17 protein-coding genes are annotated in these 14,724 nt (G+C 69.7%); 15 read left to right on the top strand and 2 right to left on the bottom strand.

The annotated features are described in order from the left end of the window. Window positions 1-174 precede the first annotated feature (174 nt). The 14 genes from MFF64_RS02065 to MFF64_RS02000 all read left to right on the top strand — a co-directional run bounded on the left by MFF64_RS02065 (window position 175) and on the right by MFF64_RS02000 (window position 12,516). Window positions 175-1,479 carry an MFS transporter gene (locus MFF64_RS02065; RefSeq protein WP_238189352.1) on the top strand — a complete coding sequence of 435 codons (1,305 nt, stop codon included), beginning with the start codon at window positions 175-177 and terminating at the stop codon, window positions 1,477-1,479. A gap of 297 nt (window positions 1,480-1,776) precedes the next feature. Then, on the top strand, window positions 1,777-2,340 hold the full coding sequence (gene petA, locus MFF64_RS02060; protein WP_099908577.1) for a ubiquinol-cytochrome c reductase iron-sulfur subunit: 564 nt from the start codon (window positions 1,777-1,779) through the stop codon (window positions 2,338-2,340). A 39-nt stretch (window positions 2,341-2,379) separates the two neighbouring features. Beyond that, entirely contained in the window at window positions 2,380-3,666 is a 1,287-nt protein-coding gene (locus MFF64_RS02055) for a cytochrome b (RefSeq protein WP_099908579.1), read from the top strand. A gap of 91 nt (window positions 3,667-3,757) precedes the next feature. Then, window positions 3,758-4,669 (top strand): cytochrome c1, encoded by a 912-nt coding sequence (locus MFF64_RS02050; protein WP_099908581.1) that lies wholly within the window; start codon window positions 3,758-3,760, stop codon window positions 4,667-4,669. A 164-nt stretch (window positions 4,670-4,833) separates the two neighbouring features. Continuing rightward, the gene (locus tag MFF64_RS02045; protein ID WP_099908583.1) at window positions 4,834-5,712 is read left to right on the top strand and encodes an S-methyl-5'-thioadenosine phosphorylase; all 879 of its coding nucleotides are present in this window, start codon (window positions 4,834-4,836) and stop codon (window positions 5,710-5,712) included. Between the two features lie 118 nt (window positions 5,713-5,830). Continuing rightward, window positions 5,831-6,433, top strand: a complete 603-nt coding sequence (gene hisB, locus MFF64_RS02040; protein ID WP_099908585.1) for an imidazoleglycerol-phosphate dehydratase HisB — start codon at window positions 5,831-5,833, stop codon at window positions 6,431-6,433. Window positions 6,434-6,472: 39 nt separating this feature from the next. Then, window positions 6,473-6,967, top strand: coding sequence for a DUF2628 domain-containing protein (locus MFF64_RS02035; protein WP_099908587.1), 495 nt, complete (start codon window positions 6,473-6,475; stop codon window positions 6,965-6,967). A 64-nt stretch (window positions 6,968-7,031) separates the two neighbouring features. Continuing rightward, complete coding sequence (gene hisH, locus MFF64_RS02030) at window positions 7,032-7,691, top strand: imidazole glycerol phosphate synthase subunit HisH (protein ID WP_099908589.1); 660 nt, start codon at window positions 7,032-7,034, stop codon at window positions 7,689-7,691. A 45-nt stretch (window positions 7,692-7,736) separates the two neighbouring features. After that, on the top strand, window positions 7,737-8,483 hold the full coding sequence (gene hisA, locus MFF64_RS02025) for a 1-(5-phosphoribosyl)-5-[(5-phosphoribosylamino)methylideneamino]imidazole-4-carboxamide isomerase (protein WP_099908591.1): 747 nt from the start codon (window positions 7,737-7,739) through the stop codon (window positions 8,481-8,483). 33 nt (window positions 8,484-8,516) lie between these two features. Then, window positions 8,517-8,999, top strand: a complete 483-nt coding sequence (locus MFF64_RS02020) for a DUF29 domain-containing protein (RefSeq protein ID WP_238189350.1) — start codon at window positions 8,517-8,519, stop codon at window positions 8,997-8,999. A gap of 9 nt (window positions 9,000-9,008) precedes the next feature. Next, window positions 9,009-9,791 (top strand): imidazole glycerol phosphate synthase subunit HisF, encoded by a 783-nt coding sequence (gene hisF / locus MFF64_RS02015; protein ID WP_099908593.1) that lies wholly within the window; start codon window positions 9,009-9,011, stop codon window positions 9,789-9,791. Between the two features lie 97 nt (window positions 9,792-9,888). Then, a complete protein-coding gene (locus tag MFF64_RS02010) occupies window positions 9,889-10,212 on the top strand; it encodes a phosphoribosyl-ATP diphosphatase (RefSeq protein WP_099908595.1) in 324 nt (107 codons plus the stop codon). A 26-nt stretch (window positions 10,213-10,238) separates the two neighbouring features. Continuing rightward, window positions 10,239-11,231, top strand: coding sequence for a type I pantothenate kinase (gene coaA, locus MFF64_RS02005; RefSeq protein ID WP_207768265.1), 993 nt, complete (start codon window positions 10,239-10,241; stop codon window positions 11,229-11,231). Window positions 11,232-11,298: 67 nt separating this feature from the next. After that, on the top strand, window positions 11,299-12,516 hold the full coding sequence (locus tag MFF64_RS02000; RefSeq protein WP_099908597.1) for an ABC transporter substrate-binding protein: 1,218 nt from the start codon (window positions 11,299-11,301) through the stop codon (window positions 12,514-12,516). 181 nt (window positions 12,517-12,697) lie between these two features. Here MFF64_RS02000 and thpR read toward each other — a convergent pair whose 3' ends face one another. Together thpR and MFF64_RS01990 are read right to left on the bottom strand one after the other, a co-directional pair. Continuing rightward, complete coding sequence (thpR, locus tag MFF64_RS01995) at window positions 12,698-13,249, bottom strand: RNA 2',3'-cyclic phosphodiesterase (protein ID WP_099908599.1); 552 nt, start codon at window positions 13,247-13,249, stop codon at window positions 12,698-12,700. A gap of 6 nt (window positions 13,250-13,255) precedes the next feature. Further along, window positions 13,256-13,855 (bottom strand): arylesterase, encoded by a 600-nt coding sequence (locus tag MFF64_RS01990; protein ID WP_238189348.1) that lies wholly within the window; start codon window positions 13,853-13,855, stop codon window positions 13,256-13,258. A 172-nt stretch (window positions 13,856-14,027) separates the two neighbouring features. Here MFF64_RS01990 and MFF64_RS01985 point away from each other — a divergent pair, with 172 nt between their 5' ends. Next, window positions 14,028-14,723 (top strand): ABC transporter ATP-binding protein, encoded by a 696-nt coding sequence (locus MFF64_RS01985; RefSeq protein ID WP_099908613.1) that lies wholly within the window; start codon window positions 14,028-14,030, stop codon window positions 14,721-14,723. The last annotated feature ends 1 nt before the right edge of the window (window position 14,724 follow it).

The following is a 14,724-nucleotide window of genomic DNA, read 5'->3' as shown; positions in this document are numbered from 1 at the left end:
TAGACCAGAAGAGGAGCCTCCCACAAGTGCGCGGACCCTCGCAGATCGTCGCTGCCTGCCGAGGGATCCTTGCCAACCGGGAACAATCCGGTCATCCCGGGCGCCAGAGCCGGGCCATCGCACCCGGCCGCACCGGATTATGGCCCAACAACAATCGGCCGGGAGGACAGCGCCGTGACGACCGACATCGAAGCCCGCACCATCAGGCGCGTCAGCTGGCGCCTGATCCCGTTCCTGATCGTCTGCTACTTCGTGGCCTATCTCGACCGCGTCAATGTCGGGTTCGCCTCGCTGACGATGAACCGGGACCTCGGCATCTCGGCCACCGCCTACGGCCTCGGCGCCGGACTGTTCTTCATCACCTACTTCATCTTCGAGGTGCCCTCGAACCTGGCGCTCGAGAAATTCGGGGCGCGGCGCTGGATCGCCCGCATCATGCTGAGCTGGGGCTTGATCTCCGGCGGCATGGCCTTCATCGGTGGCGAAGTCAGCTTCTACATCATGCGCCTGTTGCTCGGCGCGGCGGAGGCCGGCTTCTTCCCGGGCATCATCTTCTATCTCACGCTCTGGTACCCGGCCGCCTACCGGGCCCGCATCGTCTCGCTGTTCATGGTGGCGATCCCGCTCTCGAGCGTCATCGGCTCGCCGATCTCCGGCCTGCTGCTCGAGCTCGACGGCGTGCTCGGCTTCAAGGGCTGGCAGTGGCTCTACGTGATCGAGGCGCTTCCGGCGGTGATCCTGTCGGTGATGACCTACTTCTACCTCACCGACCGGCCGGCGGACGCGCAGTGGCTCGCCCCCGACGAGCGGGCCTGGCTCGAGCAGACGCTCGCCGCTGAAGCCGCCCGCAACCCGCGCCAGGGCCACGTGCCGCTGACGCAGGAGATCCTCAACCCGCGGGTGCTCGCCATCGCGGTCGTGTATTTCGGCGCGGTCGCGCTGCTCTACGCCTTCGGCTTCTTCCTGCCGCAGATCTTCAAGGCGTTCGGGCTCACCAACGCCCAGACCGGCTTCGTGATGATCATCCCCTACGCCGTCGGCACCGTCGGCATGCTGTGGTGGGGCCGGCGCTCGGACGCCAAGCGCGAGCGGCGCTACCACCTCGCCGCGGCGCTCGCCTGCGCGTCGCTCTGCACCATCGGGGCAGCCCTCGTCAGCGACCCGATCGTGAAGGTGGTGCTGTTCTCGGGCGCGGCTCTGGGCATCTTCGGGGCGCTGCCGATCACCTGGACGCTTCCGACCGAGACCCTCTCGGGCGCCGCCGCCGCCGGCGCGATCGCGGTGGTGAACTCGATCGGCAACCTGTCGGGCTTCGTCGCCCCCTACGCGGTCGGCGCGATCAAGGACTGGACCGGCAGCTTCACCGGCGGCCTCCTGCTGATCGCCTGCGCGGGCCTCGTCGGCATGATCACGGTGCTGCGCCTGAGCCATGGCGGCGCAGCCGCGGCACCGGGCCGCGTCGGTGCTCCCGCCGAGTAGCCCGCAGCCGATCGGGACGGCCCTCGCGGGCCGTCCCACGGCAGAGAACACACTCAGCGGAAATCTGGAATTCCTCCGGATCGGGGCGCCTTTTCGCCCTTTATTCCGGGGCTTGGCCGTGCAACAGAGCTACCCGCGCGGCGACGCCCGGTCGCATTGCCGCCACGAGTGGGGAGGTGCTTCGGTCCGGCAGGATCGGGGAACGACAACCCCGCCGACCCTTCCAGCGGGCCACGACGCCTTGCGCCGCGCAAGCGGCGGCCCGCCGCCGTCAACGATTTTCGGGAGAGCCGGAACTTGGCCACCACCGTCGCCCCATCCGACGCCGCGCATCCCCACGGGACGACCCGCCGGGACTTCCTGTTCCTCGCCACCGGCGCGGGCGCCGTGGTCGGGGCTGCCGCTCTGGCCTGGCCGTTCGTCGCCTCGATGGCCCCGGATGCCGAGACGATCGCCGCCGGCGCTCCCATCGACGTCGACCTCACGCCGATCGCCGATGGCCAGATCGTCAACGTTTTCTGGCGCGGCAAGCTGATCTTCGTGCGCCACCTCACCGAGAAGGAGGTCGCCGACATGAAGGCGGTCGCCCCGGCGAGCCTGATCGACCCGGCGCCGTTCCTGGGCCGCGTCAAGGAGGGCCACGAGCGCTGGCTCGTCGCCTACGGCAACTGCACCCATCTCGGCTGCGTGCCGATCGCCAACGCCAACGGGCTCGAGGGCTGGGCCTGCCCCTGCCACGGCTCGCAGTTCGATGCGGTGGGCCGCGTGACCCGTGGCCCTGCGCCGATCAACCTGCCGATCCCGCCCTACGCCTTCCAGGGCGACACCAAGGTCCGCATCGGCGAAGGCGCCACCGCCTGATCCGCCGATCGTGAAGCAACGCCAGACGCGGGCTGCCCCATGAGCGCACACGCCACAACCTACGTTCCCAAGAGCCGCTTCGCGAAGTGGTTCGAGGCCCGGCTGCCGATCGCAGGCCTGGTCCATTCCTCGTTCATCGCCTTCCCGGTTCCGCGCAACCTGAACTACTTCTGGACGTTCGGCGCCATCCTGATGGCGATGCTGGGCTCGCAGATCATCACCGGCGTCTGGCTGGCGATGCACTACCAGCCCTCGGCCACCGAGGCGTTCAACTCCGTCGAGCACATCATGCGCGACGTGAACTACGGCTGGCTCCTGCGCTACATGCACGCCAACGGCGCCTCGATGTTCTTCATCGCGGTCTACGTGCACATGTTCCGCAACCTCTATTACGGGTCGTACAAGGCCCCGCGCGAGGTGCTCTACATCCTCGGCGTGATCATCTACCTCCTGATGATGGCGACCGCGTTCCTCGGCTACACCCTGCCGTGGGGCCAGATGTCGTTCTGGGGCGCCACCGTCATCACCAACATCCTGGCGGCGATCCCGATCGTCGGCGACACGATCCAGAGCCTGCTCTGGGGCGGCTACTCGGTCGGCAACCCGACCATCAACCGCTTCTTCTCGCTGCACTACCTCCTGCCGTTCATGATCGCCGGCGTCGTCGTCCTGCACGTCTGGGCGCTGCACGTCACCGGCCAGAACAACCCGACCGGCATCCCGATCAAGACCGGCAAGGACGCCGTGCCCTTCACCCCCTACGCGACCATCAAGGACGTGTTCGCGGTGGTGGTGTTCTTCGTCTTCTTCGCCTACTGGATCTTCCTCCAGCCGAACTACCTCGGCCACGCCGACAACTACATCCCGGCGAACCCCGCCGTGACGCCTGCGCACATCGTGCCCGAGTGGTACTTCCTGCCCTTCTACGCCATCCTGCGCGCGGTGCCGGACAAGCTCGGCGGCGTGATCCTGATGTTCGGCGCGGTGATCATCCTGGCGCTGGCGCCGTGGCTCGACACCTCGCGGGTCCGCTCGGCCAACTACCGGCCGATCTACCGCCAGTTCTTCTGGGTCTTCATCTTCTGCTGCTTCCTGCTCGGCTGGCTCGGCTCGAAGCCCCCGGAGGGCGGCTATGTCCTCGCCTCGCGCATCGCCACCTTCTACTACTTCGCCCACTTCCTGATCGTGATGCCGCTGGTCGGCCTCTTCGAGACCCCGAAGCCCCTGCCGGGCTCGATCCTCGAGAGCGTCACCGGCCCGGGCAAGCAGGTCGGCTCCTCCGGCATGCCGGCCGGCGCGGCCGCCGCGCCCCCGACCAAGGGCTGACACAGGCCTCGGGTGGGCGGATGCTCCACGCATCCGCCCGTCCCACGATCGCGATGAAGCACTAACGACGCCGCAAGGGGCATCGAGGGGAATGATCAGAACACGCGCTCTCCGGACACGCGCTCTCGTGGCGGCCGCTTTCGCCGCGTTCCTGTCGGCCGGCGCCGCCTCGGCGGCGGAGGGTGGGCCGCTGCCGCACCGCGAGAAGTGGACCTTCTCGGGGATGTTCGGCACTTTCGACCAGGCGCAGCTGCAGCGCGGCTTCCAGGTCTACCGCGAGGTCTGCTCGAACTGCCACAGCCTGAGCTACATCCGCTTCCGCAACCTGGAGGAGGAGGGCGGGCCTGACTTCTCCGCCGCCCAGGTCAAGGCGCTGGCGGCCGAGTACAAGGTCAAGGATGGCCCGAACGATTCCGGCGACATGTTCGAGCGGCCCGGCCGCCCGGCCGACAAGATCCCGGCGCCGTTCCCGAACGACCAGGCCGCGGCCGCCGCCAACGGCGGCAAGGCGCCGCCGGACCTGTCGCTGATGGCCAAGGCCCGCACCTTCGCCCGCGGCGGCCTGTGGTTCATCATCGATTGGCTGCCCTTCATCGGCTACACCGAGCAGGGCCCGGATTACATCCACGCCCTCCTCAACGGCTACAAGGATGAGCCGCCGAAGGACGTGCAGGTGCCGGCGGGTGGCCACTACAACGAGTATTATCCGGGCCACGTCATCGCGATGCCCAAGCCTCTGAGCGACGGTCAGGTGACCTACGCCAAGGGCGCGAACGGCCAACCGGTCGTGCCGGAGACCGTCGACCAGTACTCGCGCGACGTCACCGCCTTCCTGATGTGGACGGCGGAGCCGCACCTCCTGGCGCGCAAGTCGCTGGGCCTGCGGGCGATGCTGTTCCTGCTCGTGCTGGCCGGCCTGCTCTACTACGTGAAGAAGAAGATCTGGTCCGACGTCGGCGGCGAGACGCACGGGCTGCAGCCCGAGCTGCACAAGACCAGCTGACGCCAGAGCATTTTCAGACGAAGTGGACGCCGGTTCGTCGAAGAAAATGCGGAAAGATCAACGACCGAGAGCATCATCCGATCGCAGCGCGATCGGATGATGCTCTCGGATCCATCCCTTCCAGAGGCCCCGAAAGGGGCCTCTTTCGTTACAGGAGAACCCCCATGGTCAAGGCGGTGCTCGGAGTCATCGGCGGGTCGGGCGTCTATGACCTGCCCGGTCTGGAGGACGTGCGCGAGGAAGCAATGACCTCGCCCTGGGGCGAACCCTCGGACGCGCTCCGCGTCGGCCGGATCGGCGAGACGCCGGTGGTGTTCCTCGCCCGGCACGGGCGCGGCCACCGGCTGTCGCCGTCGGGCATCGATTACCGGGCCAATATCGACGTGCTCAAGCGCGCCGGCGTCACCGACATCGTCGCCCTCTCGGCCTGCGGCTCGTTTCGGCAGGAGCTCTATCCGGGTCTGTTCGTGCTCGTCGACCAGTTCGTCGACCGCACGGTCGGCCGCACCTCGTCGTTCTTCGGCAATGGCTGCGTCGCCCACGTCTCGATGGCCCATCCGGTCGGTCCGGCCCTCCAGGCCCGCATCCAGGCCGCGGCCGACGCCGAGGAGATCGCGGTCAGGAAGGGCGGCACCTATGTCTGCATGGAGGGGCCGCAATTCTCGTCCTATGCCGAGTCGCTCACCTACAAGGCGCAGGGCTACGACGTGATCGGCATGACCAACATGCCGGAGGCCAAGCTCGCCCGCGAGGCCGAGATCACCTACGCGACGATCGCCATGGTGACGGATTTCGATTGCTGGCACCCGGAACACGGCGCCGTCGACGTCGCCTCCGTGGTGGCGGTGGCCCGCGCCAACGCCTCGAAGGCCGCGCGCCTGGTGAGCCGTCTCGCCCGCGACTTCCCGGCCGAGCGCGAACCCTGCCCGGCGGGCTCCGACCGGGCGCTCGAGGGTGCGATCATGACCGCGCCGACCCATCGCGACCCGGCGCTGATGGCGAAGCTGGATGCGGTTTGCGCGCGAGTGCTGGCGGACATCTGATCCCGCCGCTCCCTCGGGCCCCGGGGGCGCGACGGCATAAAGGCCGGATCGCCCCTGGCATTTCCGCGGGCTGCCTTTTAACAAGGCAGCCCGTTTCCGTTGGCAACAGTCTCCTGCGATGACCGACACTCCCCTACGCGCCGGCCGCGTCGACCGGCGCACCGCCGAGACCGACGTCAGCGTCGCGCTCACCCTCGACGGCACCGGCCGGGCCAGCATCGCGACGGGGGTCGGCTTCCTCGACCACATGCTGGAGCTGCTCGCCCGCCACGCCCTGTTCGACCTCGAGGTCAAGGTGACGGGCGACCTCCACGTCGACCAGCACCATACCACCGAGGATTGCGGCATCGCCCTCGGCCAGGCCTTCGCTCAGGCGCTCGGCGACAAGCGCGGCATTCGCCGCTATGCCGACCTGCATCTGCCCATGGACGAGGCACTGACGCGGGTCGCCGTCGACATCTCCGGCCGGCCGTTCCTGGTCTTCCGCACCGCGTTCGCCCGCGAGAAGATCGGCGTCTTCGATACCGAGCTGGTGCGCGAGTGGTTCCAGGCCTTCGCGATGAATGCCGGGATCACGCTGCACGTCGAAACGCTGTACGGCGACAACCAGCACCACATTGCCGAGAGCTGCTACAAGGGGCTGGCACGTGCCTTGCGGCACGCGGTCGAGGTCGATCCCCGCGAGGGCGGCCGGGTGCCATCGACCAAAGGCTCGCTCTAGAGCTGTCATGCCGCAACGACGGATCCCGGGGGGAACCGGATGACCACCTACACCCTGCACGTGCCCGACGAGGTCGATCCCGGCGAGCCGGAGGCGCTCGACCGCGCCAAGCTGGTGCCGGACGCCTTCGTCTGGCCGGCCTTCTGGTTCTCGGCCCTGTGGTTCTTCTGGCACCGGCTCTGGCTCGCGGGCCTCGTCGTGCTCGCGGCCGAGATCGTGGTCTGGGCCGCCGGCCTCGCCCTGGGGTTGAATCCGGTGGCGGGCTTCGTGATCGCGCTGCTCCTGTCCTGGCTCATCGGGCTCGAGGCCTCGTCGCTGCGGCGCTGGACCTATGCCCGCACCGGCCGCCCGATCCGCGACGCGGTGACGGCTTCGGACACCAAGGAGGCCGAGGTGAAGTTCGTCGCCCGCTGGCTGCGGGAGGAGGGCGCCCGCCTCGGAACGACCGCCGCGCCCCGGCCGGTGACGCCGGCGAGCGCCCGCGCCGAGAGCCCGGCTCTGGGCCTCTTCCCGGAGGCGCAAGGACCCCGGTGAGCGCCGCAACCACCCGATCGAGCCCCCCGTTGACCCAGACCACCGCGACCCGGGAGGATCTCCGTTGAGCGCGGACACCGTCGCCATCATCGATTACGGCTCCGGCAACCTGCACTCGGCCGCCAAGGCATTCGAGCGCGCCGCCCGCGAGACCGGGACCGACGCCCGCATCCTCGTCACCTCCGATCCCGCGACGGTCGCCGCCGCCGACCGGGTCGTGCTGCCGGGCGTCGGCGCCTATGCCGATTGCCGGCGCGGCCTCGACGCCGTCTCCGGCATGGTCGAGGCGATGACGGAGGCGGCGCATGCCCGCGGCCGGCCGTTCCTCGGCATCTGCGTCGGCATGCAGCTGCTGGCGAGCCGCGGCCTCGAATACGAGGTCACCCCCGGCCTCGGCTGGATCCCGGGCGACGTCGCGCCGATCAGGCCGGCGGATCCGGGCCTGAAGGTGCCGCATATGGGCTGGAACACGCTGCAGGAGCGCCGGCCGCATCCGCTGCTCGACGGCATCCCCACGGGCGGAGACGGGCTGCACGCCTATTTCGTGCACAGCTACGCGCTCGCGCCGGCAGAGCCCGGCGACGTCGTCGCCACCGCCGATTACGGCGGCGCGGTCACCGCCATGGTCGCCCGCGGCACCATCGCCGGCACGCAGTTCCACCCTGAGAAGAGCCAGACCCTCGGGCTTCGGCTCATCGGCAACTTCCTGCGCTGGCGCCCCTGACGGCGCGCCGCGCTCCCACACCCTCAAGCCTTGCGGTGACGACGCGTGATCCTGTTTCCGGCCATCGATCTCAAGGAAGGGCGCTGCGTCCGCCTCGTGCAGGGCGACATGGCGCAGGCCATCGTCTTCAGCGACGATCCGGCGGCGCAAGCCGGGACGTTCCAGGAGCAGGGCTTCTCCTGGCTCCACGTGGTCGACCTCGACGGCGCCTTCGCGGGCGCGCCGATGAACGCCGCGGCGGTCGACGCCATCCTCGCTGCGGTCAAGATCCCGGTCCAGCTCGGCGGCGGCATCCGTGAGATGCGCACCGTCGAGGGCTGGCTCGCCAAGGGCGTCAGCCGGGTCATCATCGGCACCGCCGCCGTGAAGGACCCGACCTTCGTGCGCGAGGCGGCCCGCCGATTCCCGGGCAAGATCGCCGTCGGCATCGACGCCAAGGACGGGCGCGTCGCGGTCGAGGGCTGGGCCAAGACCTCGACGGTCACGGCGGAGGAACTCGGCCGCCGCTTCGAGGATGCCGGTGTCGCCGCGATCATCTACACCGACATCGCCCGGGACGGCATCCTCAAGGGGCTCAACATCCCGATGACCTTGGGCCTGGCCCAGGCGGTGAAGATCCCGGTGATCGCCTCCGGGGGCCTGGCCTCGATCGAGGACGTGCACCGCATCCTCGAGCCGGATTGCGCGGGGCTCGCCGGCGCCATCACGGGGCGGGCCCTGTATGACGGCCGGATCGATCCGAAGGAGGCGCTGGCCGCCATCGCGCGGGCGCGCGGCAAGGCTGCTTCGTGATAGGCTAAGGCCGTACGAAGGACGAGCCAGCGCGTGACCGCCGCAACCACCCAGCCCAGCCCCGACGGCGTCCAGCCCCGCATAGCCTACGCGGACGACCTCTACGGCTGGGCTATGGAGCAGGCGGTGGCCCTGCGCGCCGGCGATGTCTCGGCACTCGACCGCGAGAACCTGGCCGAGGAGATCGAGAGCCTGGGCCGGTCCGAGTTCTACGCCCTGGTCGAGGCTTGGCGGGGCATCCTGCTCCATATGCTGACAACGGACTACCAGTCCGAGCGGCGCGTGCGAGAATGGGCTCTGACGATCGAGGGCGAGCGCGGCCGGGCGGCCTATCTGCTGGCTGACAGCCCGAGCCTGACATCCCGACTCGAAGAGGCGATGATCCGCGCGTATTGCGGCGCCAGGCTCGATGCCGCCCGCGATACGGGTCTGCCGGTCGAGACGTTTCCCGAGGCCTGCCCCTACACCCGCGACGACCTGCTCACCCGCGACTTCCCCGTAGACCCGACAACCTGAACGGCGCCTGTGCTCAAGACCCGCATCATCCCCTGCCTTGACGTCAAGGACGGCCGCGTCGTCAAGGGCGTGCAGTTCCTCGAGCTGCGCGACGCCGGCGACCCGGTCGAGGCCGCCAAGGCCTATGACCGCGCCGGAGCCGACGAGCTCTGCTTCCTCGACATCACGGCAAGCCACGAGGACCGGGGCATTCTGCTCGACGCGGTGAGCCGCACGGCGGAAGCCTGCTTCATGCCTCTTACCGTCGGCGGTGGGGTGCGCAAGGTCGAGGACATCCGCACCCTGCTGCTGGCCGGGGCCGACAAGGTCTCCATCAACACCGCGGCGGTCGCCGACCCGGATCTGGTGGCGCGGGCGGCGGAGAAGTTCGGCGCCCAGTGCATCGTCGTGGCGATCGACGCCAAGCGCGTCTCAGGCGAGGGCGAGCCGGGACGCTGGGAGATCTTCACCCATGGCGGCCGCAAACCCACCGGGATCGACGCGATCGACTTTGCCCGCACGGTGGCCGGCAAGGGCGCCGGCGAGCTGCTCGTCACCTCGATGGACCGGGACGGCATGCGCTCGGGCTACGACATCGGCCTGACCCGGGCGATCAGCGACGCGGTGAATGTGCCGGTCATCGCCTCGGGCGGCGTCGGGGGGCTCGACGACCTCGTCGCCGGCGTGCGCGACGGCGGCGCCAGCGCGGTGCTGGCGGCCTCGATCTTCCATTTCGGCCAGCACACCGTGGCGGAGGCCAAGGCCCACATGGCGGCGGCGGGCCTGGCGATGCGGCTCGATCCGACGCCCTGACCTCTCGGCAATCATCGCGGGACATGGTGGGGCAAGCCGCTTGACCACCCGGCACGGCCGGCCCCAGGGTTCACCCGCAACACCATTTGGCAGCCGCATGACCGCCTTCACCCTCGCCGACCTCGACCGCATCGTCCGCGAGCGCGCCGCGGCCTCGCCGGAGGAATCCTACACCGCCAAGCTCGTCGCCGGCGGGCCGGCCCGGCCGGCGAAGAAGCTTGGCGAGGAGGCAGTCGAGGCCGCGATCGCGGCAGTGCAGGGCGACCGCGACGGGCTGACGGCGGAGGCCGCTGACGTGCTCTACCACCTGCTCGTGGTGCTGCAGGCCGCCGAGGTGCCGCTGGAGGCCGTGATGGCGGAGCTGGAGCGGCGCACGGCCCAGAGCGGCATCGCCGAGAAGGCGTCGAGGAGGCCGGCATGACCGAGCCCGGCATCGACGGCGCTAGCATGGCCCCGACCCTCGGCGCGGCGCAGCTGGCGGCGAGCCTCGACGAGGCGACCGACCACCTCTCGCCCTACCGGGTCTTCTCCCGCGAGGAATGGGCGCATCTGCGCGCCGACACGCCGCTCACCCTCACCGCCGAGGACGTGATGCGGCTGCAGTCGCTCAACGACCCGATCTCGCTGGAAGAGGTCATCGCGATCTACCTGCCGCTGTCGCGGCTGCTCTCGCTCTACGTCGCGGCGACGCAGGGGCTGTTCAAGGCGACCCAGCGCTTCCTCCTCGCCGAGCGCGAGGTGAAGGTGCCCTACATCATCGGGGTCGCCGGCTCGGTCGCGGTCGGCAAGTCGACCACCGCCCGGGTGCTGAAGGCGCTGCTCGCCCGCTGGCCCAACACCCCGAAGGTCGACCTCGTCACCACCGACGGGTTCCTGTTCCCCAATGCCGAGCTGAACCGCCTCGGCCTGATGGAGCGCAAGGGCTTTCCGGAGAGCTACGACACCCCGACGCTGCTGCGTTTCCTCGCCGACATCAAGGCCGGCAAGCGCCAGGTCGCCGCACCGCTCTACTCCCACCTCGTCTACGACGTGGTGCCGGGGGAGACCACGGTGGTCGATCGGCCCGACATCCTGATAGTCGAGGGGCTGAACGTGCTCCAGCCTGCCCGCCTGCCCCGGGACGGCACCGCGATCCCCTTCGTCTCGGACTTCTTCGACTTCTCGGTCTATCTCGACGCGCACGAGGACGACCTGCACCGCTGGTACGTCAACCGCTTCCTGCGCCTGCGCAACACCGCCTTCCGTGACCCGCTCTCCTACTTCCGCAAATACGCCGAGATCAGCGAGGAGGAGGCGCTCGGCATCGCCGACGGGTTGTGGAACCGCATCAACCTCCTCAACCTGCGCGACAACATCGTGCCGACGCGCCAGCGCGCCAGCCTGATCCTCGCCAAGGGCGCGAGCCATCGCATCGAGAGCGTGGCGTTGCGCCGGCTGTAGGGTCCAGCGCGGGTTGACCGTCCTCCCATCCCCCGCCAGCATGCAAAAAAAACCGGGAGGACATACCATGAGACGAGCCCTCTGGGGCGCCGGCCTGGCGCTGGCCGCGGCCTTGTGCGCGGGCGCGGCGCAGGCGCAGATCTCCGACGACGTGGTCAAGATCGGCGTCCTGTCGGACATGAGCGCGGCCCAGGCCGACAGCACCGGCCCGGGCTCGGTCACCGCCGCCCGGATGGCGGTGGAGGATTTCGGCGGCACGGTGCTGGGCAAGCGCATCGAGGTCGTCTCGGCCGACCACCAGAACAAGCCCGATATCGGCTCGAACATCGTCCGCCAGTGGCTGGAGTTGCAGCAGGTCGACGTCGTCGCCGACGTGCCGACCTCGTCGGTGGCGCTCGCCGTGCAGAATCTGACCCGCGAGCGCGACCGCCTGTTCCTCAACTCCTCGGCGGGCTCGTCCGACCTGTCAGGCCCGGCCTGCTCGCCGAACGCGATCCACTGGACCTACGACACCTACTCGCTCGCCAACGGAACCGCCGGTCCGCTGGTCTCGCAAGGTGCCAGTTCCTGGTACTTCGTCACCGCCGATTACGCCTTCGGCCACGCCCTGGAGCGCGACACCGGCCAGGCGGTGAACCGCGCCGGCGGCAAGGTGATCGGCTCGGTGCGCCACCCGATGGGAATGGCGGATTTCTCCTCGGCCCTGCTCCAGGCGCAAGCCTCGGGCGCCAAGGTGATCGCGCTCGCCGATCCGGTCGGCGACACCGCGACGGCGGCGAAGCAAGCGGGTGAATTCGGAATCCAGCAGCAGGGACAGAAGCTCGTCGGGCTCCTGATCGATGTGGTCGACCTGCGGGCGATCGGCCTTGAGACCGCGCAGGGAATGCTGCTGACCACGAGCTTCTACTGGGACCGCGACAACGAGACCCGGGCCTTCGCCCAACGCTTCCTCAAGCGCCACGGCCGCATGCCGACCCAGTTCCAGGCCGGGGTCTATTCCAGCATCGCGAACTACCTGAAGGCGGTGCAGGCGACCGGGACCGATGCCGCCAGGGCGGTCGTCGCTACGATGCGCGAGACTCCGGTCAACGACTTCTTCGCCAAGAACGGCCGGGTCCGCGAGGACGGCCGCATGGTCCACGAGATGTACCTGATGCAGGTGAAGGCCCCGGCCGAATCGAAGGGCGAGTGGGACCTGCTCAAGCCGATCGCGACGATCCCCGGCGACCGGGCGTTCCGGCCGATCGAGGCGGGCAACTGCCCGTATGTCGGCAAGGCGGGGTGAGACGAGACCTGCTCGCTGGACAAGAACACGCCCACGCCAAGTTCGAAGGTGGAGGTGACCGGCGTGGGCGCGTGCCCGTCAAGGGGCAGTACCCCGATACTATCCCAGTTTGATTATACCACCATCCTCCGTTTGGGTGGCTTGCCAACGGGGAAGTGGCCTCCGTCCGAAGAGGCCGGCCTCAGGCCTCGTCCTCCGCCAGCGGATAGGCCGCCTCCACCACGTAGGGACCGCCGCCGACCGATTCGCGCGCCGAGTACAGGGCCACCCGCTCGGCCGTGAACGAGATCCGCGAGAAGACCGGCTGCACCGCCAGGTACTGCGCCACCCCGTCCGGGCCGGCGCCGCGCCTGAGCCGGGCCAGGGTGACGTGGGGCGTGAAGCGCCGCGTGTCGGGGGCGACGCCGAGCTGACGCAGGATGCGCTCGTGCTCCGCCTGCAGTTCGGCGAGGTCGGGATCGGGCACGACGCGCGCGTAGAGGGCGTGCGGCTTCTCGCCGCCGAAGACTGCCAGGTCGTCGAGGACGAGGGTCAGGGGAGGGCGGGCCCGCACCTCTGCGAGCGCCTCGGTGATCTCCTCGGCGAGCCCGCCCTCGACGTCGCCGATGAAGCGCAGGGTGACGTGGTAGTCGGCGGGCTCGACCCAGCGGGCGCCCGGCAGGCCGCCCCGGAAGGCGCTGAGCGCCAGCCCGGTCTCGGGCGGGACCTCGATCCCGGTGAACAGGCGCGGCATGGCGGATCAGGACCCCTGGCGCAGGCGCTTCAGAAAATCCTCGACGCTCGGCAGGATGCCGGCGACCACCCGCGCGACGCCGGCCTTGGTCGGGTGCAGGCCGTCGGCGAGGTTGAGGCTCCGGTCTCCGGCGATGCCGTCGAGGAAGAACGGGTAGAGGATCAGGTCGTAGCGCGAGGCCAAACGCGGATAGATCGCGTCGAAGCGCTTGCCGTAATCGGGCCCGAGATTCGGCGCCGCCCGCATGCCGGCGAGCAGGACCGGGATGCCGCGGGCCTTCAGCGTCGCGATGATCGCGTCGAGGGCCCTCTCGGTCACCGCCGGATCGGTCCCGCGCAGCATGTCGTTGGCGCCGAGTTCCAGGATCACGCCGTCGGTCCCGTCCGGCACCGACCACTCGACCCGGTCGAGCCCGCCGGTCGCGGTGTCGCCGGAGACGCCCGCATTGGCGACCGTCACGGCGTGGCCCTTCGCCTTCAGGGCTGCTTCGAGCTGCACCGGGAAGGCGGCATCGGCGGGCAGGCCGTAGCCCGCCGTGAGGCTGTCGCCGAGGGCGACGAGGGACAAGGGGCGATCTTTGGCGCGGAGCGGCGTCACGAGCGTCATCAGCAGCGAAACGATCAGAAATGCGAGTGCCGCGCGGCGGCCATCATGGCGGAGCATCGATGCGTGGCCCATATCGGGCCGGCGGGCCGCCTGTCCTGCGTAGGTCCGTCCCAACACGTCACCTCCGGTGGCGACCGCCTCGGTCGCCCCGCACAAGATCGGCTTCCCACCCATGACCGACAAGGCCACCGGACCGGCGATCGCGCTCGACGGCGTCGATCTCAGCCTCGGCCGCGGCGCTGCCCGGGTCCACATCCTCAAGGGCATCTCCCTCGCCGTTGCTTCGGGTGAAGCGGTCGGCCTCGTCGGTCCCTCGGGCTCGGGCAAGTCGACCTTGCTGATGACCATGGCCGGGCTGGAACGGCCGGATTCCGGCCGGGTCGTGGTCGAGGGCACCGATCTCGCCGGTCTCGACGAGGATGCGCTGGCGCGGTTCCGCGGCCGGCGCATCGGCATCGTGTTCCAGTCCTTCCACCTCGTGCCGACCATGACGGCGCTCGAGAACGTCGCGTTGCCGCTCGAACTCGCCGACGCGCCGGATGCCCATGCGAGGGCGGCGCGGGAGCTGGAGGCGGTCGGCCTCGGGCATCGCCTGCACCATTATCCGGCCCAGCTCTCCGGCGGCGAGCAGCAGCGCGTCGCCATCGCACGGGCGGTGGCGCCGGAGCCGGCGATCCTCGTCGCCGACGAGCCGACCGGCAACCTCGACGAGGCGACCGGCGCGCAGATCGTCGAGCTGCTCTTCGCCCTCAAGCGCGACCGCGGCGCCACGCTGGTGCTGGTCACCCACGATCCCGGCCTCGCCCGCCTGTGCGACCGCACGGTGCGGTTGCGCTCGGGACTGATCGACACCGCGGTGAGCGCGTAGG

The sequence above is a fragment of the Methylobacterium frigidaeris genome (assembly GCF_022179185.1).
GTDB classification, from domain to species: domain Bacteria; phylum Pseudomonadota; class Alphaproteobacteria; order Rhizobiales; family Beijerinckiaceae; genus Methylobacterium; species Methylobacterium frigidaeris.
This window is presented reverse-complemented; position numbering and strand designations above follow the sequence as displayed.

Bases quoted from the DNA above. Each gene is read 5' to 3' on its own strand.
- MFF64_RS02055 (WP_099908579.1), top strand. From the start codon at position 2,380: ATGAGCGCACACGCCACAACCTACGTTCCCAAGAGCCGCTTCGCGAAG.
- MFF64_RS02050 (WP_099908581.1), top strand. From the start codon at position 3,758: ATGATCAGAACACGCGCTCTCCGGACACGCGCTCTCGTGGCGGCCGCT.
- MFF64_RS02045 (WP_099908583.1), top strand. From the start codon at position 4,834: ATGGTCAAGGCGGTGCTCGGAGTCATCGGCGGGTCGGGCGTCTATGAC.
- hisB (WP_099908585.1), top strand. From the start codon at position 5,831: ATGACCGACACTCCCCTACGCGCCGGCCGCGTCGACCGGCGCACCGCC.
- MFF64_RS02035 (WP_099908587.1), top strand. From the start codon at position 6,473: ATGACCACCTACACCCTGCACGTGCCCGACGAGGTCGATCCCGGCGAG.
- MFF64_RS02010 (WP_099908595.1), top strand. From the start codon at position 9,889: ATGACCGCCTTCACCCTCGCCGACCTCGACCGCATCGTCCGCGAGCGC.
- coaA (WP_207768265.1), top strand. From the start codon at position 10,239: ATGGCCCCGACCCTCGGCGCGGCGCAGCTGGCGGCGAGCCTCGACGAG.
- MFF64_RS02000 (WP_099908597.1), top strand. From the start codon at position 11,299: ATGAGACGAGCCCTCTGGGGCGCCGGCCTGGCGCTGGCCGCGGCCTTG.
- thpR (WP_099908599.1), bottom strand. From the start codon at position 13,249: ATGCCGCGCCTGTTCACCGGGATCGAGGTCCCGCCCGAGACCGGGCTG.
- MFF64_RS01990 (WP_238189348.1), bottom strand. From the start codon at position 13,855: ATGACGCTCGTGACGCCGCTCCGCGCCAAAGATCGCCCCTTGTCCCTC.
- MFF64_RS01985 (WP_099908613.1), top strand. From the start codon at position 14,028: ATGACCGACAAGGCCACCGGACCGGCGATCGCGCTCGACGGCGTCGAT.